This window comes from Novosphingopyxis iocasae (assembly GCF_014334095.1).
Lineage (GTDB): Bacteria > Pseudomonadota > Alphaproteobacteria > Sphingomonadales > Sphingomonadaceae > Novosphingopyxis > Novosphingopyxis iocasae.
In genome coordinates this window covers 2,777,453-2,799,089 of sequence record NZ_CP060495.1, presented here as the reverse complement: position 1 = coordinate 2,799,089, position 21,637 = coordinate 2,777,453, and the positions used below count along the sequence as shown (strand labels likewise).

Sequence of the window (21,637 nt, the reverse complement as noted above, 5' to 3'; positions counted from 1 at the left end):
GCTAGGCGGGCGGGCTCAGGATAGTGCGCGCAGCAGCGAATAGGCGCTGGTCGCGGTCAGCACGATGCCCACCAGCACCAGCATGACCTTGGGGCTGAAGCGCTTTGCCATGATCGCACCGAAAGGCGCGGCGATGACGCCGCCGATCAGCAGGCCCAGGGTGGCGCCCGCGAAACTCTGAAACCCCAGATGATAGATGAAGGTGGCCGAAACGGTCAGCGTCAGGAAGAATTCCACGCTGTTCACCGTGCCCACCACCTTGCGCGGCTCGGCCCCCTGGACGAGCAGGTTGGAGGTGACGACCGGCCCCCAACCGCCCCCGCCCGCGGCGTCCAGGAAGCCGCCGACGAGGCCAAGCGGCGCGATCACCGTCGCGCTCTTCAGCTTGGGTGGATAAAGCAGCCCGCGCACGAGCAGCCAGATGCCCATCAGCGCGAGATAGCCCAGCACGAACGGTTTCACCACGGACGCATCGATGCTGGTGAGCAGATAGGCGCCGGTCACGCCGCCGATCAGACCGGGAACGAGCAGGCGGAAGAAGAGCGGCCATTCCACATTGCCGCTGAGGAAATGGCTGATGCCGGAGACGGCGGTGGTGAACACCTCCACCACATGCACTTTCGCCGAGGCCTGCGCGGGCGGCAGGCCCAGAACGGCGACGAGCATCGTGTTGGTGATGACGCCAAAGGCCATGCCCAGCGCGCCGTCGATCGACTGGGCTACGAAGCCCACCGCGATGAAGGGAAGCAGGGCGACGAGATCGAAGCTGCTGAAATCGGGCATCGCGGCGCTTTCACCGGGAGGGATGATGCCGTTGAAATTATCCGCAATCGATCGGGCCGCCTAGCGACAAAATATGTTGCGCGCGAGAAGCTGCGCTTCTCTGTCCGCGCGCCGCCTCAGGCGTGGTCCTCGCGCCGACGATAGCGGAAATACCAGACCTTAGTGGTCATACTATCGTATGACCCTGATATATAATCATTAATCAGCATTTTTTGATGCCCATTTTCTCGGCTAGCAATCACCGGGTAATCACCATGCCAAATTTGATAAGCACGCACCCCCATGGACGGACTTCTGCGTTTGCGATCATGACGCGGGTGCTGCCAATCGGAAGCAGGTTGCGAAACGCTTGCGATCAGCCGCGCTTATCCCTGCTTCTGTGAATAGGTGTTCCCACCGTGTCGCTACGATTCTCCTCATGTCTTCGGCGATTGCGTTCGCGTCATCATGGCTGAGGTCGAAGACCGCGGCACCGGCGAGAGCATTCTCGATCGTTGCAGCGCGGCCTTCCGGCCCGACGCCGAGGACGAGCCGGCGCTCCAGTCCCAGCTGCGGCTTCGGCACTACATCGTAAAGCGGCGAAAGCCGCCATCCCTCACCATCGAACAAGAAGCCATGATTACGCAGGTGATCATCATCATTGGTGACGAGGATATTGAGCAACATACGACGAAATAGCTCGTGTAGATCCTGAAGTACTTTGGTTCCGAATTGCCGGATCGCTCCTGCGAGATCGGCATAGCTGAAGCTGCTGACCTCGCTCTCATGCGCCCCGAGCATTGTGAGCCCCGAAGCAAAGGGCCTGCGTTCCAGCCAGTTGCCGTGAGGAATCCGATCGAACCGCTCGATCAGATAGATGTCGCGATCAAGGACACAGTGGAAGTCGAGTGGCGGCACATCGAGACCACATTCGCTGGCAAGCCGCATTGTCGCCAGTTCGACCCGGCATTCGGGGAAGCTGTCTCCCCGCTTCTGAAATTTCGCGATCCAGGGTTTGTCGCCGATTTTTGTAGCAGCCTTCGGCCGGGCGCCGCCCAGAGATGACCCGGCGGCTAGCAACGCCCTCAAGTTCTCGTCGAGTTCGTCGACATGCTGCGCTCGTTCGGCGGCTTCTGCTAGCTCTGCGAGCGTGAACTCTTCGCCCGGAGCAGGGCCGTCCCCCCATGGTGTAATTCTCTCAGGCTGGGCGGACGTCGGCCCAAAGGCGAGCGCACCCACGCGATGTTCGCCCGAGGCCAGAATGAGATCGATTTCGCTCGGCAAGCGATCGCCCATCGCCTTGTACATTAGGTATTGGCCCCAGCCGTCAGGAGCAGCATCCCGAATGCCACCGAACACGGCAAAGCCTTCTTCCGTCCTGAATGTTCGAGAAGTTCCAGCTTCGTGCAACGGCAGAGCTACAGGATCGACCGCAATACGGTCAGGGCGTTCCAGATAACGCCGCCCGTAAGCGAAGGTAGCAAACTGGTTGCGCGGTTCGTCGGTCATCGTGAGAAGGCCTGCCGGAACAGGCCCCTCCTCAAGATGCACGAAGACATAGGTGCGGATGGTCGTCACGGCTTGCTAGAAATCCAGATCATCGTCGCTGACAGCGTGGGTCTTCTGGGGCAGGCGGGACAAATCCTCGCTGATGCCAGCCCGGTCACTGTCTGGGGTTACCAGCTCGGCAAGGCGCTGTGTCATCCCCAGGACATGCAGGGCGCTCGCCAGAACCGCGAGGCCCACGGTAGGATCTCCCGCTTCGAGGCGTTGCAGCGTTTGAACCGAGACGATCATGCGCTCGGCCATTAAACGCTGAGGAAGTTTTCTCCGGCGGCGAGCAAGGGCGATATCCTTACCTAGCCGTGTAATCGCACGTTGGCTCTGGGGCGGTAGTCCGCTAGCAGCTCGAGACGAACGGGGCATGGTCCGATATATGACATATCATGCGAAATTCCGCAAATAGAAATGATATGTCATGTTTTTGTGCTCTTTCGCTTGAAGCAGATTTACCGAAGGAAGATGCTTCACCGCCTCCTGCACGAGGCTTACAATGACCATGACTGAGTGGAGAGGCGCTGGTGAGCGGTCGCTAGGCCGCGGCTTGACCATCGTACTTCAAAAGTCGCTGTGCAGTTGCGCGAATTGTCTCAGCGACTATATCGCAAACGTCACGCATGTCGGCACAAGCCGACAGCTTCGGAAGAATTCCGAGGTCCCGTCCTCCAGTTGGAGGTTAACCGGCGGACCCTGCAGAGGGTTCGCCGAATTTCGTTCGAACGCTCTCGCAGGTCCAACCCGATGGAGCATCGAATGCATTATTCAGACGAGGAAATCGAACGCGCGAAGACATTATTCGCTCGTGAAAATGATCAACCCGGCCATAGCAGAATGGCGGTTGCCGCGATGGCGGGAATGAGCAAGCCCGGCAAAATCAGCCATATCACTCATCGACGGACTTGGCGGGACTACCTTTCGAAGGCACGACGCGATTTGCAAAAGGAAAGATCGGACTGGAATTTTCGATTAGGTAACGTGTCGCATGATCTAAACTGACCAGGTCGTGGGGCAGCAATAAGGATCAATGGCGCTAGTGAGAAGTCACTACGAATAATCGGTAGACCTCGCGGGTGAGCGGCGATGTCGATGTGACGCTCAAATCGACGGGCTCGCAGTGCAGACGTGAATCCCCTCCGACCTGTTCTTACAACACAGAAGGGCTGGAGGGGAGGAGGGCCTTTGTGAGCGAGCCGAAAGGATCGCGATGTGCCATGTCCCACCGATATTCCACCAAGATAAGCTCTTTGGAAGAAGCCGCCCGCCGCATCTGTGAAAACCGGGGCGGCAAATGGTCCGGCACAAAAGGCATGGCCTGCTGCCCTGCGCATGACGACCGTACGCCGTCACTCGGTGTGTCGCTCGGCCAAAAAGCGATCCTTTTCCATTGTTTTGCGGGATGTGATCAGCAGAGCGTGCTGGCTGCTCTGGTGAGTGAAGGTGTACCGGCGTCAGCCTGGTTCTCGGGAGGTGCAATCGAGCCCACGATGGACACTGGTCCTGCAGCGAAGCCTTCGGCCGCTGCCTTGCGCATCTGGCGCGACGCACAGCCGTTACGCGCGAGTCCAGCAAAGTCCTACCTCGAGAGCCGCGGCATCCTCGCAGCATCTCCGGCGCTCCGCTTCCATCCACGAACGCCTCTTGGTCCGAAGGGACGCACCCGTTTTTTGCCGGCCATGATTGCGGCGGTCAGCCTCGACGTGGGGCCGATCGCCATCCATCGCACGTTCCTTTCGGGCAATGCCAAGGCCGATTTCGACAAACCGAAGCGCGCGCTCGGCGCGCTCGGCGAAGCAGCTGTCCGCCTCTTCGCTCCGGCCTCCGGCAAGCTTGGCCTTGCCGAGGGGGTCGAGAGCGCGATGTCGGCCTATGCTCTCACCGGCATTCCCGTCTGGGCGACCTTGGGCAATGAGCGCTTCGGCCTCGTCAGCGTACCCGAGAGCGTGACCGAGCTTCACCTTTTCGTCGATCACGATGCTGGCGGCGAGCTGGCTGCGTCGCGTGCCCTGGCCGCTTATGCCCGCGATGCGCGGACGATCCACGTTCGCAAGCCGTCGTCACGCGACACAGACTGGAACGATGAACTGACAGCATGGCTGCGCCGCAAGGCGGCGCGGTAGAGGAGAGTGGGCTTCTCGAATTCCTGATCCGGCAGAGGGCGTGTCCCGATGCCCTCATCAGGAGGACGAATTGCCATGTTTCAATCAGATCTGTTTCCCGCCGGCGAGCAGATGCCGGCAGTGCCCCTGGCCCACGCCATTGGGGCCAGGATTGCCGCGCTTCTTGCGTCGGGGCGTCATCTCACCCGTACCGACATTTCCAGCCTGTTTGCCGAAGAGACCGGTGCACAAGATTGGGGAAGCGCCTGGACGATCGACGATTACAACAACGCGGTCGAGATCGGCGCACTGCTCTGGCTTCGCGAGTCCTCACACATCGATCTGGCGACAAGCGCGCACGCAGCAGAAGCGCCTTTCGACTGGCTCGAAGCAGCCTTGCCGCCGCGGCACGTTCGCAGCGAAGCACAGGTCGAACTCCAGCAGTTCTCGACCCCGCCGGTGCTGGCCTGGCTGATGGCGAAGGCCGCAGCAGTCTCTGCGCATGACACGCTGCTCGAGCCATCCGCCGGCAATGGCGCCCTTGCGCTGTGGGGCAGCGTTCAGAACGCTTCGCTGATCCTCAACGAGATCGATCCTGCAAGACGAGACAGCCTGGTCCACATCTTTCCCGCGGCCACGATCACTGCGCACGACGGGGAACTGATCGCCGATCTGCTTCGCGGCGCTGTTCCGTCGGCCGTGCTGATGAACCCGCCATTCGCCCGCAGCCAGGAACGCGGAAAGGACGGTGAGACGGCGCAGCGCCACCTTCGCAGTGCAATCCGGTCTGCTGCTGCTGGGGCGAGGATTGTCGCCATCTTGCCCAATGGCTTCGATGCTTGCACCTTCGCCGAGGCACAGGACGAAGCGTCGCTGCTCCTCAATGTCCGGCTGCAGCAGGCTTTTCGCCGGACAGGGACGGGGATCGCCGTGCGACTGGTCGTGTTCGACAAAACGCCGATTGTGTCCTCGTCAGCGATCATCGGAGATACTGCCGACCTAATTGAGCTCCACGAAATTGTCACGGAGCTACCGCGACGAGCGCGGACCTCCGCCAGCCTCCATCGCCTGCCAGTCGGCAAGCCAGTGCGCCTCCTTGGCAAGACTTCGACCCAAAGCGCGCCGGTTCGGCCGGTGGCGCCGTTCGCGGCGACTCCTGCAGCCACAGCAACTGCGATCGACCTCACCTATTCGGTCCTCGCCGAACCCTCACCGGTGCCTGAACAGGCAGGCATTTACCTGCCTTACCGGCCTAGCCGCATCGCCGTCGAAGATGCGCCAGTTCATCCTACCCCGCTCGTGGAATCGGTCGCCATGGGTTCGGTCGCGGCACCGCAGCCCGATGTTTGCCCGCGCCTTCCCGCAGGTTGGCAGGCGGATGGCCTGCTGTCCGAAGCGCAATGCGAGACACTGGTCTACGCTGCCCAGGCATTTGCGCGCGATCTTCCGGGTCAGTTCAAGGTTAGCCAGGAAGGCACCTCGCTGGAACTGGCCGAAGACGGACACTCCTACCGCCAAGGCTTCTTCCTCGGCGACGGAACCGGAGCGGGCAAAGGACGGCAGATCGCCGCGGTCATCATGGATCGCTGGCTCGCCGGCGAGCGTCGCCATATCTGGATCACGAAGAACGAGGCGCTGCTCGAAGATGCGCGCCGCGATTGGGAAGCGCTTGGCGGGCTACCGCTCGATCTCCAGCCGCTCTCGCGCTGGAAACTCGGCCATCCCGTGACGATGTCCGAAGGCATCCTCTTCGTCACCTACCCGACGCTGCGCTCGGGGCGCGCCGAGGATACGCGCCTCGACCAGATCCTTGCCTGGGCGGGTGAGGACTACGATGGCGTGATCGCCTTCGACGAAGCCCACGCCATGGCCAATGCACTCGGGAGCGCTTCAATCCGCGGCAAGGTCAAGGGCTCCGAACAAGGGATGGCGGGCCTCAGGCTGCAGAACCATCTCCCGCGCGCCCGGGTGATCTACGCGTCTGCCACTGGAGCTTCGGATATCGCCAACCTCGGTTACACCTCACGGCTTGGCCTCTGGGGACCCGAGACCGCCTTTCCGACCCACGAGGCGTTCACGACCGAGATCCGCGCCGGCGGCGTCGCGGCGATGGAGCTCGTCGCCCGTGATCTCAAGGCCCAGGGTCTCTATCTTGCCCGTGCGCTGTCCTTCGCTGGGGTCGAGTACGACATCCTCGAACATAGCCTGACCGAAGCACAGGTACGGATCTACGATGCCTATGCCGATGCCTGGGCGATCATTCACCGCAACCTCGAAGCCGCGCTCGAAGCAACCCGAGTGGTCGACGAGGACAGCGGCGATACGCTCAATCGCAACGCCAAGGCTGCGGCGCTATCGATCTTCGAAGGCACCAAGCAGCGCTTCTTTGCCCAGCTCCTGCTTTCGATGAAACTGCCGAGCCTGATTCCGGCGATGGAAGCAGCGCTTGGCGAAGACCATTCGGTTGTCGTGCAGCTGGTCTCGACCGCTGAGGCCATGCTCGACCGGCGCCTCGCCGACCTTTCCGAAGAGGAACGCGAAGCTCTCGATATCGATCTGTCCCCGCGTGAATACGTCATCGACTACCTTACGAAGAGCTTCCCGGTACGATTGATGCAGGTCTTCGCCGACGAGGACGGCAATCTTCGCTCCGAGGCGATGAGCGACGAGGAAGGCAATCCCGTTTTCTGCCCGCGCGCCATTGCTGCGCGCGATGCGCTGATCGAACAGCTTTGCGCACTGCCGCCCATCGCCACTGCGCTCGATGCGATTATCGAACATTTCGGAACCGACGCCGTGGCCGAAGTCACGGGCCGGACCCGCAGGCTTGTCCTGGGCCGCGATGGTGAGCAGCGCCTCGAACGGCGTAGCCCCAGCGCCAATGTCGCCGAAGCCCAAAGCTTCATGGAAGGGACCAAGCGCATCCTGGTCTTCTCCGATGCAGGCGGCACGGGGCGTTCCTACCATGCCGACTTGGGCGCCAGGAACCAGCAGCGCCGGATTCACTTCCTGCTTGAACCGGGATGGCGCGCCGACAACGCCATCCAGGGTCTTGGGCGCACGAACCGCACCAATCAGGCCTCGGCCCCTCTGTTCCGCCCGGTCACCACAGATGTGAAGGGCGAGCGCCGGTTCATCTCGACTATTGCGCGAAGGCTCGATGCATTGGGCGCGCTGACGCGCGGCCAGCGCCAGACCGGCGGACAGAACCTGTTCGACCCGCAAGACAATCTTGAAAGCGACTATGCGCGCGACGCGCTCAGTCGCTGGTTCCAGCTGCTCTATGACGGCAAGCTCGAAGCCACCACCTTTGCCAACTTCGTCGAGCGCACCGGCCTCCGGCTCGAAAACCCCGATGGTGGACTGACCGATAATCTCCCGACGATCCAGCGCTGGCTCAACCGCATTCTTGCGCTGCCGATCGCGCTCCAGAACGCAATCTTCGATGAATATCTCGGCCTCGTCGAAGCGCGGATCGAGGCTGCGCGTGAAGCCGGAACGCTCGACCAGGGACTGGAGACCGTCAGGGTCGATCACTTTACGGTCCTGACAGATGAACTTCTTCGCACCGACCCCGTGACCGGAGCCGAGACCCGTCTCGTCTCGCTCGAAGTGACCAAGCACCTTAGGCCTATGCGATTGCAACGCCTGGTGCGGACGCACGAGATCGGTAGCCCGCACGCGATCCCGATGCGCAATGCGCGGTCGGGCAAGGTTGCGCTGTCGGTTCCAGCCCGGCGTCTCATCGCCGACGACGGGGCCGTGATTGAACGTCGGCGCCTCTTGCGACCGCTCAAGTCCGCGAACTGGACACTTCAGGCACTCTCTGAGAGCCAATGGGAAGAAATTGGCGTCACTGCGTTCACGAGCGCCTGGCGTGCCGAGGAAGTGGAAGCGGCCAAGTCACCGGTGACCGAGCGCGTCCATCTTGCCACCGGACTGCTGCTCCCGGTCTGGAAGCGCCTCCCCGGCGATCATGTTCGGGTCACCCGGCTCGTTGCCGAAGACGGCCAGTCGATCATCGGCCGCGAAGTGCTCGATCTCGATCTCGCTGCGATCGCCGAGACCTTTGGCCTCTCCGGAGTTGCCGGACCATCGGCTGAGCAGATCGGCGACCTTGTCCTTGCCAGCGGCAAACCGCTGGGCCTCGCAAGCCACAATCCACTCACCGTTAAGCGCTCGCTGGTAGGCGGCGAACAGCGCCTTGAACTGACCGGGTTCTCGCCCGATCGCCTCGACTGGTACAAGAACAAGGGCTGCTTCACCGAGATCATCCGCTACCGCACGCGGCTGTTCGTCCCGGTGTCGAGGGCAGGCCAGATACTCCCAGGCATCGCAATCGGGCATTGAGCTTTGCAATTGCCAAGTCGTGGACTATATAAAGACCAAATTCAGTCCCAAGGTGTTCTATGAAGCTGGACCAGCGCATCAAACCGATCAGCTATCTGAAGGCCCACAGCGCCGAAATTATCCGGGAGATTGGAGATGGCGGCGGGCCACTGGTCATCACGCAGAATGGCGAAGCCAAGGCAGTTCTGCAGGATGTCGCCAGCTACGAGCGCGCACAGGAAACGCTCGCTCTGCTAAAACTTCTGGCGCTCGGACAGGCCGATGTTGCCGCTGGTCGGACCCGCCCGGTGGCAGGCCTTGCGGAGCGCGTACGGGGTAAGTCAAACTGAATGATGACGGCCGCGTTAGCGATCAAGATCACCTCCGGTGCGGAGCGTGATCTTGCGGGTATCTGGCAGCGTCGCGTGGCGCAGCGCGGGCCGGATGGCGACGATGGTGCGGACGCACTGCTGGATGACCTCGTCGCGTCTATCGAGTCCCTTTCCGACAATCCTCAGAAAGGACCGGTTCCACCGGAACTTGAGGCTCTCGGGATCACCGAATTCCGGCAATTGTCGCGCTCTCCCTTCCGCATCATCTACGGATATCAGCCCGAGCCAGCACCCGGTCAGGTGACTGTGTTCGTAATTGCTGATGCGCGTCGGGATTTTCGGACGCTTCTCGAAGAGCGCTTGCTCGGCAGCGGATAGATAGAGTCTCCGCTCAACAGGTCAGGGTCCGAATGAAACTGAGCGCTGCCTCCGATTGCGCTTAAGTTTCCCCTTCTCTCCTCCCCTTCGTGTGTCTGAATGAACCGATAAGCTCCCGTGTCGCGTACGCCGGAGCCCGATCACGTCCTTCCTCAAGTCCGGGCGACTGATCTGCCTGTGCCCGCTGATGACGGGCCTGCGAATGGGTTCGCGCATTGAGAACAACTGCCCTCATGATCGGAACTTAGCCGATCCCTGATCGCCCCATCTCGGTCGTATAGATGTTCGCCACAGCCATTGAAGAGAGTGGAGGGAGCCCTTTGGGCTTGTGGGCCTCGTGATCCTCACCTGCGCCTTCATTCCATCAGGAGAAAACCCATGATCCAGTCGATCCCCTTGAAGAAGCTCGTTCCGAGCCCCCGCAACGTTCGCAAGTCGAGCGACGTGCTCGCCGACCTCCAGCTGCGGGCAGACATTGCTGCGCGCGGTCTGCTGCAGAACCTCGTCGTTCGCAAAGGAAAGCGCGGCAAGTTCGAGGTCGAGGCCGGCGGTCGTCGGCTCGCCGCGCTGCAGGCACTGGCCGAAGAGGGCACCTTGTCCCAAAACCACGAGGTCACCTGCCTCGTGATCGAAGGCGAGGAAAGCGAGGTGCGTGAAGCCAGCCTTGCCGAAAACGTCCAACGTCTCGCGATGAATCCGGCCGACGAGGCCCAGGCCTTCGCCTCCATCATCGAGGCGGGGGCTACCACAGAAGACGTGGCGCGCCGCTTCGGCCTCACTGTCCGTTTTGTCGAAGGACGGCTGCGTTTGGCAAGTCTCGCACCCTGCGTCTTCGAAGCGCTCGCCGAAGGCACCATCACGCTCGACATGGCCAAGGCCTACGGCGCAATCTCTGACATCGAGCGACAGGCGCATGTCTATGCCGAGTTGCAGGACGCCTGGTACCAGATCACGCCTGACACGATCCGCCGCATGGTGCTTGATGCCACGGTGCGCGGTTCCGATCCGCGAGCCGTTCTGGTCGGACGCGATGCGTACCTCGCCGCAGGTGGCCGGATCGAGCGCGAATTGTTCGACGATGATGCCAGCGAGAGCTGGACCGATGTCGCGCTGCTCGAGGACCTCGCGCACAAGGCCATGGAAGGGGCGGCAGAAAAGGCCGCGCTCGAATATGGCCTTGCCTGGGTCCGGCCGACGCTTGGCACCTATGTCAGCCATGACCTTGTCGAAGGTCTGAGCCGTCTGCCTTGCGAACCTGCACCGATGACCGAGCAGGAAGCGCAGGAGCTCGGCGAGCTCGAGGCCGACTACGACCGCGTCGCCGCCGTGCTCGAAGACGAGGACAGCGACGAGGACGAGGTCGCCAAGGCCGAACAGGAACTCGTGGTGATCGACCGCGCCATGCGCGCGCTCAATGATCGTCCCCCCGTACTCGCCGACGAACTGAAATCCGAGGCTGGTGCCTTCCTAGTCCTCTCGCGCAACGGCGAGCCGACATTCGTTCCACAGTACTACACCGAGACCGAAGTGATCGCTGACGAAGGCGTGGTCGAGGCCATTGAAGAGAGCGGTGCGGCGAAGCCCAAGGGGAGCTCGTTGTCGCAGCGCCTACTCGATGAGCTCGCGATGCAACGCCGCGATATCCTGGCGATCCATCTCGCCAACGATCCGGCACTGGCGCTCGACTTTATGGTCTTCACGCTTGCCGATGCCGATGGGCACGATTGGCGCGCCAAGAAGGCATCGACACTGCTGGGTCCGGTGGCATCAGGCCCGGTTACCGGGTTCGAAGCCAAGGACGCACCGGCAAGCGCTGCTCTGGCCGAGTTTGTCGGGTCGCTCGATGAAAGCTGGCGTTCTGGGACAAGCGATGTCGAGCGGTTTGCAAGGTTTCGGGCACTTTCCGACGAGACGCGTTCGGCCTGGCTCGGCCATCTCGTCTCGCGCACCCTTGTCGCGAGCCTTGCCTGTGAAGGCGAGCGCTCGGTGCCTATGCATGAGGCTCTGGGCTCGCTCCTCGAAATCGAGACCGCGCATTGGTGGCGTCCCACGGCGACCAACTACTTCGACCGCGTAGCCAAGGCCCGCACGCTCGAAGCGCTCGACGCCGCCGGCGGTCCCGAACTGGTCAGTCGCTATGCTGCTTCGAAGAAGGCCGAACTCGCGAGCGCTGCCGAACGCATTTTCTCGGGCAACTTCATCGGCGAGGCGGATATCAAGGAACGGGCGCAGGCCTGGGTGCCTTCGATAATGCGTTTTGCTGGTCCCGAAGAAAGCGAACCGGTTGACGCCGAAGCCGAAGAGCCGGTCAGTGACATTACGGCTGACGAGATTGCCGAGCAGGCTGCCTGACCCCTCCTGACAGGTCCAGGTCACTCGGCAGGCGGTCCGCCCCTCTTGGGGCGGGCCGCCTTTTCAATGCCAATACCTGGGCCGTATTTGCGCCATGTTCCGCCAATGTGGTGTCAGAAAGAGCAATTCGGAAAGTCGACGGTCCAAATGCCAAAAAATCGTGACAGTAGGCACCGCCATTGCCGACGTTCAACGCCGAAAGCTGTCGTTGTCGCAGGGGATATAAGCAGAGGGAAGTAGACCGAAGAGGGATCGGGATACTAATCCGCCGTCGTTAGCAGTTGCGGACATTGACCGCTCCATCGTGGGCAAGCAATCTCCACCTTCACCTGGTAGAACCGCGCCACATTAATGGCCTCATCACGCCCTAGGAAAAACCTATGCGCATGATCCCTCGGGCATTCACTGTCGCTGGCGCAGCGAACTTTGATCCTTCGTCGAACAGCCGCCGTTTCTCATTTCGGGGAACAGCTGCGCCGCTGCAAATCGCAATAGCGCGCGCCACTGTTGTCGCCGCAGCAATCGCACTTACGAAGGGGGCTGCGATCCCAATGCCTTCAAACTTGGCGGCTCCACATCCGTCTAACCCGAGCAGTTGCTCATAATCCTGTGGCGCAGGAGCCGATCGTGGAACGTCTCCTGGAAAGTGTGCAGCAACCGAATACTCAGAATCGAACACCGTCACACGGAAAACATCGAAGTCGGTATGGGCGCGACCGAGACCAGCGTCGATTACCAATTCGAAGCCGCAGCCGTCGATGAGTTTTCGAGCGGTAATCGAATCGAAGCCGCAAAGCGCCACCGTAGGCTCATTTTCCTGCACCCGTTGATGTGGGGCTAATAGGCGATCAACGCGGCGCACATCGAACCCCTTCCGCTTTGCCCATTGCTCCGCGAGTGCGGTTTTGTAGGCGCCGTATTCTCCCGACTGTACGAGCACGGAAGTTCCCCAATTTTCAGCGCTTATCTGGTCAGCATCCTGCAAAACCAGCTTTACGGCTCGCGGATTGGGATAGGGAAGCGCCGAAAGCGACCACATGAATGCTTGACCAAGATTGCCGAGGCCGAGCAGCCATAGCGCGCTGGGAAGAAAAACCTTGGCGAAGGGCGGCGGCTTGCTCACCGCTCTCTGCGGCCAAAGATCAAACTCTACAGACCCAGGCGAATGTGCATTTCGCAGCCGTGCGAAAGCATACGCCACGGTCGCCGCGCCAGCTACAATGCCGGCGAGAGGATTGTCCGCGTCTCCTGAGATTTTGGGTCCCGACGCTGCTCCGCCTTTCCAGCCATCCCACCAAGCATGAACGTCTGATGCTCCGCCGATTACATTTCCGATAATGATACGGATTGCTGCGACGCCAACGTTTTTGGTAGCGCCCAGCCGATCGACTGCCTCACGCAGCGATGTGCAACCGACTGGCATCGCGGAAACTAGCGGTACGTCGTCGTCGATCCGGACACTGACGCCGCCGACAAAGGTCTTCTTCCCGACCGCTACGGCGGTGAGGATCGCATTATGCCCAGCGATACTGTGAGCATTTTCACCGACTATGACTTCCAGAGTCATAGCGCGAAGACGCGCTTCGGCATCCGCGCCACTAATGCCTTCAGCATCAATCAGCATTTTTGCAATTCGGGATAGCTCGGGGGTCAGGTCCACAGATATTTTCCGACGTGAAAGGGAGGAAAAAGGCGGTCGCTTTCGTCTCGCCATCGACGGTTGCCCAGGTAGCGATGTACTCCGATGTGGCCTGGAAGATTCGAACCTTCAGCGAAATTCGGCAGGATCAGTGCCAAATGGTCGACCTCCGCGATGATTGGGTTCGCCTTGTCGGAGGGACTTTGCCGAAAGCTACCCGGATGGACATGAACGTCGGCAACGACGCTCATCCCTTCGTTTCGGCATATTTCCCAAAGCTCGCCAAGCCGCCGACCATCGATCAGGACAATACCGCTGTTGAGGGCACCGGGATCGATATCGTCGTAGAAAATGAATTGCCGAATGGTTGAGGGCGAGCCTGCGATGCCAAGAAGAAATGCACCGCTCTCGCGTCGACCGCCGTTTGTGCGACGGCAAAGCTCCGCAGCTCCAGCATCCCATACTTTGCGATCACAGATCAACTCAGGCCGCTGTCCGAGTAGCGACCTTGCGACCGTTGCTAACCAATATGCCATAGAGATCCTCGAAGATGAAAGCCAAGTCACGGTCCTTGCTCCACGCTAGGTGGGGTTTGGCGACAGCATTGTTGTTATGCGGCCCGGTATGACGATCCCACGGCCGATAAACGGTACCCGATCCCCAGTCCTTGAAAGTCTCGGCGACCCGCTTCCCACCCGACGGTCGCTCGCCAGCGATAGGCTTGCGATCCTCTTCGAGATTCCAGAGTTTCACCTCTGGAGCGAGGCCTGGGTAGTTGGTGAGATCGGCACGAAACCCATATTCAGTCGCGGTACCGTCGGGTTCGATTGCTGAAACCTTGAAGTCGAGGCGTGGATAAGCGAAACCTATCACCCGCCAGCGTCCGTCGTCGCAGCCCGTCCGAAACTCCTCGGAAGCAAGGTCAGCTTCAATAAGTGCGATGGCGGGATCCTCCACTCTCAGAGCCTCCCATTGGCAATGTCGCCACGCACGAGGTCGAGGGTGAGTGTCGATCCGCCGGGGGCGAGGGAAGCCAAGGGTTTCGAACCCTGCAGCTCTTCGGTCGTGCCCGTGACGACGAGTTCGATCTCGGTCGCGATGGCGTCGTCGATTGAGAATGCCGTGATTGCCCATGCGAGCACCTCGGAGACCTTAGCGCCGCGCGGGAAGCTTTCTACCTTGCTCGCCGCTTGATAGTTGACTGTCACCGAAATCGCGGAACCGCCGTTGCCGTTGCCGTTGCCGTTGCCGTTGCCGTTGCCGTTGCCGTTGCCGTTGCCGTTGCCGTTGCCTTCCACCTGTTTAATCCCTTCATCTAAATTCGTCGTCCAAGTCCTAATGATTGCGCGGAAAGCCTTGACCCGTGCGAATCGTGGACTAGAATCGAGAAAACGTCCCGATACGGACAATATGATATTGGACTATTGGCAACGTCAAGTGCAAATATGGACTGAGGAGCAAGTATGTCGGCTGACACGCTGCCCGGTGCTCACCCGAGCTCACGGGCTTCATCGATTCCAGCTGAATTAGAAGCATTTTTCGAAATGGCGCAGCGATGGGATCTATCGACCGAACAACAGATCATCCTGCTTGGATCTCCAGGGCGATCGACATTCTTTAAGTGGAAAAAGGAGGGCGGGAGTTTGCCCAGGGACACCGGAGAACGTCTCTCGCACTTGCTCGCAATATGGAAAGCGCTCCGAATACTGTTTACGGATGATCGACGCGGCGAAGAGTGGATGCTTCGACCGAACGACTTTTTCGACGGCGAATCGGCTCTTGAAGTAATGCTGCGCGGGGGCATGGCGGACATCCTCGCGGTGCGACAATATCTTGACGCGCAGCGGGGTGGCTAAGTGAGGGAATATTTGTTCAAAGGATTTGGATATCGGCTAATCCCATCGCGCTTTCCTTCGGTGGAAGTGTATCGAGGTCTCGTCGCGAATGACCGCTTTGATGCCCTGTATGAGGCCGAGGCCCGGACGAATCCTCGTCTACTCTCAAAGGAGCAGCTGTTGGTCAGCTTTGGCGGCGAAGGATCGCCGCGGCTGCAGAACTGGAACCATGCGCCCTTCCGCTACATCAATCCCGAGGGCTCGCGGTTCTTTCCGAGCACATTGCCTGCGCTAGAGTTGGCCAGCGATCCGCAAACCGCGCTGGCGCGTGCCGTACGGCGGCGTGAGATTTTTCTAGGGCGGACGGGCGAGCCGCCAATCGGCATCGACATGCGCATGCTGAAAACCCCGGTCGAAGGTGCATTTGCAGACCTTACAAGTCTTCCCATCGGCATGAGCGACGCCGATTGCCGTGCTGCGGGAGAAGAGGTGCCTACAGAATTGGCTGGCGCCGCCTTCTACACCCCCGAACGACCTAAGGCACTTTGCCTTGCCGTGACTGACAACAGCTGCCTCGGGGCTACTATACAGACAGCGCATTATCGTTTCGAGTGGGACGGGAAGCGGATTGCGAAACTCTACGCCTTTACAGAGGCAGGCGAGGAGTGGGATCCCACCATTCTGTGCGGCGGTGAACAAGTCATCGCCGCGTAGATGCGGACATACCGGAATGATCCATTTGCGGGGAGATAGAGCCTGCTGACCCGGTGACCTCATTCAGGTCACCGTCGGCAATGCTTCAACGACCGGCGTGTGGGCGTTTAGCGTCGTCAAATAATGGAGAGAGGAGGGAGCTTTGATCTTCCTGAGCCGGGGCATCTCCGTCCCGGCAATCAGGAGACCTCCCATGACCAAATCCCGCCGCACTGCATCGACTTCGCCAGCCCAACGCATCACCGCAGCCATCATCGAGAAGCTCGAGCAAGGCACAAAACCCTGGGTCAAGCCATGGCGCGGCGTGCCAGTCTCGCGGCCCTTGCGCTCCTGCGGGACACCCTACCGCGGCATGAACACTTTCTGGTTGTGGATGGTGGCCGATGGCTGCGGCTATACCTCGCCTTACTGGATGACCTATCGCCAGTGTCAGGCGCTCGGCGGACAAGTCCGCAAAGGTGAAAAATCGACCATCGCGATCTTCTACAAGAGCTACACCAAAGAGGTCGAGAACGCCGAAGGCGAAGCAGACACCGAGAACCGGCGCGTGCTCAAGGCCTATGCCGTGTTCAACGCTGACCAGTGCGATGGCCTCCCTGCATTTTACCATCCCAAGCCGCTGGTTGCCGCACTTGAGCCCGAAGGACGCGAAGACCGGCTCGATGCCTTCTTTGCCCATATTGGCGCAGACCTGCGCCACCATGGCGCGCAGGCTTATTACGAGCCGCTGCGCGACCGGGTCACCATGCCGCCAGCCGAACTCTTCGAAGCCTATGACCACTATTACGCGACGCTTGCACACGAGCTGTCGCACTGGACGGGGCATTCATCGCGGCTCGACCGCGATCTCAAGAACCGCTTCGGTAGCGACGCCTATGCTGCCGAAGAACTGATCGCCGAACTGTCCTCAGCCATTCTCGGGGCAGAACTGGGCCTTCCGGTCACCCACCTCGACCATCACGCCAGCTACATCGCCTCCTGGCTCAAGATCCTCAAATCGGACGAGCGCGCGATCCTGACTGCTGCGGCTAAGGCTGAGGAAGCGGCCAGCTTGTTGCTTGACCTTGGGGGTCACCAATCCTCCGAAAGCGAGGCCGATCTCGATCTCGCCGATGCGGCTTGAACAGGAGACGGTAGATGGGACGTTCCGTCAGCTATCCGACCGGCTCCGTGGTGGCCTTTCGCCTGCTTGATGACGGCGAAGACGAAGATATCGACTGGGTCTACGAGTGCCTCGTCGACGAGGTCATAGATGCCGCGAAAGCCGCCTTTCCTTCTTTTCAACGCTTCGATGGATGGCGCGGCCGCGAGGACCGCATTCTCCTGCGCAACGCCTTCGCCGATTGCGGCATATCGACCTGGTGCGGCCTTGCCGCGATCTGGCTCGCCGAGCGCGATGACGCTCGCTACTGGGAGGCTGATTTCTACAACCCGCGAACGGCGAGAGCACGGCACTGGCTTGGCCAGGTCTCGGGTAGGTTCATCGACCTGTTTGGTGAGTTGCGCCTGGTAGGTCGGTTCTCGAATGGCGAAGCGATCTTCGAGCGCTCCCGATCCGCTTGCGACACCGGGTCCTGATCCTGCCTGGTCCCTGTCCGCCGGGAGAGGCCCTTGGGCCGGTCGGGGCGCGCCGCAACCTGCGGCCCGTCGGCCCGTGTTGCCCGCGCCAGCCTAGGGCCGCAGGTTTCCCGCTACGCGGTGCGCCTCACCCCTTGTCCCGGCCCCTGATCGGGCTCCGGCGGACAGGACCGAGGCAATGGTGCCTCCTCTCCTTGTCCCCGCGATCAGGAGACACTCCATGTACGACAGCTTCATCGACCAATTGAACGGCCTCGACCTTTCAGGCCTCAGCATCAGGCCGGCACCATTCAGCCAAACCGACTTTCCCTGCGAGGACGCGATCGACCAGACGCTTGGCGCCGTATGGTCCGACCTTTTCGCGATGTTTTCCGACACGGCCCTGGAAGCCGATGCCGAAGATATTGCCTGGGGTATGGTCAACCTCTTCCACCGCGCCGCCAGCCGCAAATCGGCTCAGCTTGACCGGGCCAGCGACGAGATCCGGGTCCTGCTCGCATCGGCCGATGGATCCGAAGTGCATTCGAGCAATCTGGAAGAGCAGGTAGAGCGCGCGCAGGCCGCCGAAGCCAGCATGCTGGCCTTCGAGCAGATGCGCGAGGCTGCCGCAGCACTTTACCGCGACGAGACCGGTTCCTCGTGGAAGCCCGTCTCCGGCTCGCGCACGAGCCATTCACGCCACCTCACATCGGCCGTGATCGATGCCCGCGATTTCCTCCGCGCACGCGCCGAGAACCGGCGTCACGCTTTGATTCCGGAAGGAACTCCAATCGTCTTTGCCGGTGGTCGCCAGACCTTTGGGAGCACCGAGGATGCGAAGCGTTATGCCGACACTATCTGGGCTACGCTCGACAAGGTTCGCGATGCGGTTCCCGATCTCTTCCTGGTCCATGGCGGCGACGGCAAGGGTGCCGATCGCCTGGCAGCGAGCTGGGCTGAACGCCGCGAAGTCCAGCAGCTGACCTTTTCGCTCGATCGTCGTCTTGGTGCCCGCGCCGGGTTCAAGCGCAACGAGCAGATGCTCTCGCTCAATCCGCGCTACGTTGTCGCCTTTCCGGGCAATGGCGTGACTGAACGGCTAGTGATCGACGCCAAGACGCGCCGGATCACTGTGGTCGATCGCAGGACCGTGACGTCCGGATCCAAGACTAAGGGATAATAGTCTGTTGGTCGCTGCAACATGTCTACCATCGGTTGGCTGCGGCGACCATCTCAGACAATTGTCATCGATTGCCTTTTCGGTTGGAGAGGGGATTTCTTGGGAAGGCATCTCGGGTTATCAGCCCCGCATGCACCACGCCGACTCCAATCCGCTCGCCCATGATCACAACTTCCTGAGCGCCTCGCACGACGCCCATGACCGGAGCACGCGTTATGTCGTTGCCTTGACCGCCGCGATGATGGTGGTCGAGATCGTCGCTGGCCTGTGGACCGGATCGATGGCGCTTCTAGCCGATGGTATCCACATGGCGACCCATGCAGGTGCCTTGGGCGTCGCGGCCTTCGCCTACTGGTTTGCCAGGCGCCATGCGAACAACCCGCGTTTCACATTCGGTACCGGCAAGGTGGGCGACCTCGCCGGCTTCGCGAGCGCGCTTGTCCTCGCCATCTTCGCAATCGGGATCGCGGTTGAATCGGCTCAAAGGTTCGTCAGCCCGCTCACGATTGCCTATACCGAGGCGATCTGGATCGCCGTGCTCGGCCTTGTGGTGAACCTCGCGAGTGCCTGGCTGCTTGGTGCCGATCATCACCATGGGCATGATCACGACCATCATCATCACCACCACCATGCGCATGCCGATAACAATCTGCGCTCCGCCTATTTCCACGTGCTTGCCGATGCCCTGACCTCGGTCCTGGCTATCGTGGCCCTTCTCGCCGGCATGTACCTCGGCTGGGCATGGATGGACGCGGCAATGGGGCTGGTGGGTGCATTCGTGATCGGGCGCTGGTCATGGTCACTGCTGCGCGATACCGCTGCCGTGCTTGTGGACGCCGAAGCGGCCTCTCAACGGTACACAGAGGTGCGCGAGGCGCTCGAGGACCGGGACGCCGCGATCGGCGATCTGCACATCTGGCGGATCGGCCCTGGCAAGTATGCGGTCATCGCCTCGCTCATCGCCGGTGATCCGCTCGCGCCCGACCATTATGCGAGCCGACTTTCAGAGCATGCGGAATATGTGCACGTCACGATCGAAGTGCATCGCTGTGAGCATCCCCATCCCGAGCTTCGCGCAGCCTGATCGTCCCGTTCTTGCAAGGCCGAAACAGTATTCGAGGACTGTTATACTGTAACAAACGACTTATACTTCATTGTATTACGGAGCTTGCAATCTTGATCCGGTTTGCTAGGAGCCGTCGGAATCCATGACCACAAGCTATCGTCGCCTTGTCCTGCATCCTTTTGTCGTCCTGCTCATGCTGGTCGCGATGGTGTTCGTGACCGCGGCGGATGCTGCTGCTTGCGGCGCCGAAGTGGCGCCCGGAAGCACGCCCGTTCTGGCTTCGCTCGACAGCGCGTCCGCGTCATCCGCAGCTACCGACGAAGTTCCGGGTGATTCGGATGCGCCGACCGAGCAACACGGCATGTGTGGGCACGGCCATTGTCATCATGGGGCAATCTTTGCCAGCACCGTGCAGAAGGATTCGGTCCCTCATTTGGTTGTGGTTCCCGATGCGCCTCCCTCCGAGGCGCTCGCTTCCGACATTACCGACCGACTGAAGCGCCCTCCTCGCGCCTGACGACCGTCACCGCGCTGCATGCCGCAGCGCAGTTCGGATTGTCAGCAGAGGAATTTTCGGAAAATGTTAGCCATTCATTGGCGAGGAGTCCTCCTTGGAGGGCTGTTCCTCGCCGCTCATGCCACGACCGTGGCGGCGCAGGAGCGTGAGCTTCTGACGCTCGAAGACGCGCTGAGCCGCTCAGGTGTCACGGGCGAAGTCGATGAAATCTCCGCGAACCCGCGTATGGTGGGACCGCGCGCCGAAGCGGATGCCGCTCGCTCGCTCGTCGGACAGGCGCGTCTCCGACCGAACCCCGAAGTTTCGTTCGAGGTCGAGAATATCGCCGGAAGCGGCGCTTTTTCCGGACTGCGGGCTACCGAATACACGCTTGCGGTGGGGCAGCGCCTTGAACTTGGCAACAAGCGGGGGACCCGGGTCGAAGCTGCCCGGGCGCAAGCACAGCTTGCAAACCTTCGCGCCGACCTGTCCGATGTCGAACTCGGCTACCTCGTCCGCGAGCGATATGTCGCAGCGGCGGCCGCTGCATCGCGCGTGGAACTGGCCCGCGATGTGGTCGAACGGAACGAAGAGCTCGCTCGCATTGCAGGACTGCTGGTCGAAGTAGGCCGTGAGCCACCTTTGCGCGCCTTGCGTGCAGAGGCGGCTCTGGCAGAGGCGCGCGCCGAATTGCAAGCGTCTCAAGCGGCCAGTCTCGCGGCGCGCACTGCTCTCGCGTCTCTCTGGGGCGTTCAGGACGTGCCCCCTGTAGTCCCGGCGGACTTTCCGGACATCCGGCCACCTGGAGTTGCACTGGCTGCGGCGAGAGGGCTCCAGTTGCGGGTGGCGCGCGCCGAAAGCAGGGCTGCTGCGGCAGATATTGATCGTGAGCGCAGCTTGCGCGTTCCCGATCCGGTCGTCTCGGCCGGTGTGCGCCGTTTCGAAGAAAGCAACGACAACGCATTCCTTGTAGGCGTCTCGATCCCGCTTCCGTTCAGCAATCGCAATCAGGGCAATATCGCGGCTGCAGAAGCGAGGCTTCGCGCCGCAAATGCACGCGAGGCCGTGGCACTGGCGGATTTTGAACAATCGGTAACCCGGGCGCGGGCGCAGTATCTCGCTGCTGAGGCGCGCGTCGAAACGCTTTCCCGGACATCGCTGCCCCAGGCCGAAGAGGCGCTGCGGCTTGTCCGCATCGGCTACCGCAACGGCCGCTTTCCGTTGATCGAGGTGTTGAGCGCTGCCGAAGCGCGCGATGCAATTCGTGAAGCCCTGATCGCTGCCCAGCAGGACCGGGGGCAGGCTGCTGCTGAATTGATCCGGCTGGCCGCACAATGAGGA

At 61.2% G+C, this 21,637-nt stretch carries 21 protein-coding genes; 15 read left to right on the top strand and 6 right to left on the bottom strand.

Annotated elements, in window-relative coordinates; genetic code table 11:
• Positions 1-15: 15 nt before the first annotated feature.
• The 3 genes from H7X45_RS13370 to H7X45_RS13360 form a co-directional block, all read right to left on the bottom strand.
• On the bottom strand, positions 16-783 hold the full coding sequence (locus tag H7X45_RS13370) for a sulfite exporter TauE/SafE family protein (protein WP_187335273.1): 768 nt from the start codon (positions 781-783) through the stop codon (positions 16-18).
• Between the two features lie 306 nt (positions 784-1,089).
• Positions 1,090-2,271 carry a type II toxin-antitoxin system HipA family toxin gene (locus tag H7X45_RS13365; protein ID WP_246449469.1) on the bottom strand — a complete coding sequence of 394 codons (1,182 nt, stop codon included), beginning with the start codon at positions 2,269-2,271 and terminating at the stop codon, positions 1,090-1,092.
• A 75-nt stretch (positions 2,272-2,346) separates the two neighbouring features.
• Positions 2,347-2,571: an XRE family transcriptional regulator gene (locus H7X45_RS13360; protein WP_008601437.1), complete on the bottom strand. Its 225-nt coding sequence runs from the start codon at positions 2,569-2,571 to the stop codon at positions 2,347-2,349.
• A 504-nt stretch (positions 2,572-3,075) separates the two neighbouring features.
• On the opposite strand from H7X45_RS13360, the gene H7X45_RS13355 reads away from it, so the two are divergent.
• The 6 genes from H7X45_RS13355 (at position 3,076) to H7X45_RS13330 (ending at position 11,809) form a co-directional block, all read left to right on the top strand.
• Complete coding sequence (locus H7X45_RS13355) at positions 3,076-3,318, top strand: hypothetical protein (RefSeq protein WP_160661446.1); 243 nt, start codon at positions 3,076-3,078, stop codon at positions 3,316-3,318.
• Between the two features lie 215 nt (positions 3,319-3,533).
• The gene (locus H7X45_RS13350; protein ID WP_160661445.1) at positions 3,534-4,439 is read left to right on the top strand and encodes a DUF7146 domain-containing protein; all 906 of its coding nucleotides are present in this window, start codon (positions 3,534-3,536) and stop codon (positions 4,437-4,439) included.
• A gap of 75 nt (positions 4,440-4,514) precedes the next feature.
• Complete coding sequence (locus H7X45_RS13345; protein ID WP_187335271.1) at positions 4,515-8,768, top strand: strawberry notch family protein; 4,254 nt, start codon at positions 4,515-4,517, stop codon at positions 8,766-8,768.
• Between the two features lie 59 nt (positions 8,769-8,827).
• Positions 8,828-9,097, top strand: coding sequence for a type II toxin-antitoxin system Phd/YefM family antitoxin (locus H7X45_RS13340; RefSeq protein WP_047822024.1), 270 nt, complete (start codon positions 8,828-8,830; stop codon positions 9,095-9,097).
• A complete protein-coding gene (locus H7X45_RS13335; RefSeq protein WP_160661444.1) occupies positions 9,098-9,457 on the top strand; it encodes a type II toxin-antitoxin system RelE/ParE family toxin in 360 nt (119 codons plus the stop codon).
• 378 nt (positions 9,458-9,835) lie between these two features.
• Positions 9,836-11,809, top strand: coding sequence for a ParB/RepB/Spo0J family partition protein (locus tag H7X45_RS13330; RefSeq protein WP_187335270.1), 1,974 nt, complete (start codon positions 9,836-9,838; stop codon positions 11,807-11,809).
• A 367-nt stretch (positions 11,810-12,176) separates the two neighbouring features.
• Here H7X45_RS13330 and H7X45_RS13325 read toward each other — a convergent pair whose 3' ends face one another.
• The gene (locus H7X45_RS13325; RefSeq protein ID WP_187335269.1) at positions 12,177-13,469 is read right to left on the bottom strand and encodes a hypothetical protein; all 1,293 of its coding nucleotides are present in this window, start codon (positions 13,467-13,469) and stop codon (positions 12,177-12,179) included.
• 14 nt (positions 13,470-13,483) lie between these two features.
• Between H7X45_RS13325 and H7X45_RS15190 the strand changes: the two genes are divergently transcribed.
• A complete protein-coding gene (locus tag H7X45_RS15190) occupies positions 13,484-13,819 on the top strand; it encodes a hypothetical protein (protein WP_198046052.1) in 336 nt (111 codons plus the stop codon).
• Positions 13,820-13,931: 112 nt separating this feature from the next.
• Here H7X45_RS15190 and H7X45_RS13315 read toward each other — a convergent pair whose 3' ends face one another.
• Together H7X45_RS13315 and H7X45_RS13310 are read right to left on the bottom strand one after the other, a co-directional pair.
• On the bottom strand, positions 13,932-14,405 hold the full coding sequence (locus H7X45_RS13315) for a DUF7665 family protein (protein WP_156843005.1): 474 nt from the start codon (positions 14,403-14,405) through the stop codon (positions 13,932-13,934).
• Between the two features lie 2 nt (positions 14,406-14,407).
• Positions 14,408-14,746, bottom strand: a complete 339-nt coding sequence (locus H7X45_RS13310; RefSeq protein WP_187335268.1) for a hypothetical protein — start codon at positions 14,744-14,746, stop codon at positions 14,408-14,410.
• Between the two features lie 165 nt (positions 14,747-14,911).
• Here H7X45_RS13310 and H7X45_RS13305 point away from each other — a divergent pair, with 165 nt between their 5' ends.
• From H7X45_RS13305 to H7X45_RS13270, 8 genes are all read left to right on the top strand, one after another.
• Complete coding sequence (locus H7X45_RS13305) at positions 14,912-15,304, top strand: antitoxin Xre/MbcA/ParS toxin-binding domain-containing protein (RefSeq protein ID WP_156843007.1); 393 nt, start codon at positions 14,912-14,914, stop codon at positions 15,302-15,304.
• Between the two features lie 159 nt (positions 15,305-15,463).
• Entirely contained in the window at positions 15,464-15,997 is a 534-nt protein-coding gene (locus H7X45_RS13300) for an RES family NAD+ phosphorylase (protein ID WP_232333036.1), read from the top strand.
• 193 nt (positions 15,998-16,190) lie between these two features.
• Positions 16,191-17,120: an ArdC family protein gene (locus H7X45_RS13295; RefSeq protein WP_156843009.1), complete on the top strand. Its 930-nt coding sequence runs from the start codon at positions 16,191-16,193 to the stop codon at positions 17,118-17,120.
• A 14-nt stretch (positions 17,121-17,134) separates the two neighbouring features.
• Positions 17,135-17,575, top strand: a complete 441-nt coding sequence (locus H7X45_RS13290) for a hypothetical protein (protein ID WP_156843010.1) — start codon at positions 17,135-17,137, stop codon at positions 17,573-17,575.
• A gap of 220 nt (positions 17,576-17,795) precedes the next feature.
• The gene (locus tag H7X45_RS13285) at positions 17,796-18,734 is read left to right on the top strand and encodes a DUF2493 domain-containing protein (protein ID WP_156843011.1); all 939 of its coding nucleotides are present in this window, start codon (positions 17,796-17,798) and stop codon (positions 18,732-18,734) included.
• A gap of 130 nt (positions 18,735-18,864) precedes the next feature.
• Positions 18,865-19,818: a CDF family Co(II)/Ni(II) efflux transporter DmeF gene (gene dmeF, locus H7X45_RS13280; RefSeq protein ID WP_160661443.1), complete on the top strand. Its 954-nt coding sequence runs from the start codon at positions 18,865-18,867 to the stop codon at positions 19,816-19,818.
• A 124-nt stretch (positions 19,819-19,942) separates the two neighbouring features.
• A complete protein-coding gene (locus tag H7X45_RS13275; RefSeq protein ID WP_187335267.1) occupies positions 19,943-20,317 on the top strand; it encodes a hypothetical protein in 375 nt (124 codons plus the stop codon).
• 63 nt (positions 20,318-20,380) lie between these two features.
• Positions 20,381-21,634, top strand: a complete 1,254-nt coding sequence (locus H7X45_RS13270) for a TolC family protein (protein WP_156843014.1) — start codon at positions 20,381-20,383, stop codon at positions 21,632-21,634.
• The last annotated feature ends 3 nt before the right edge of the window (positions 21,635-21,637 follow it).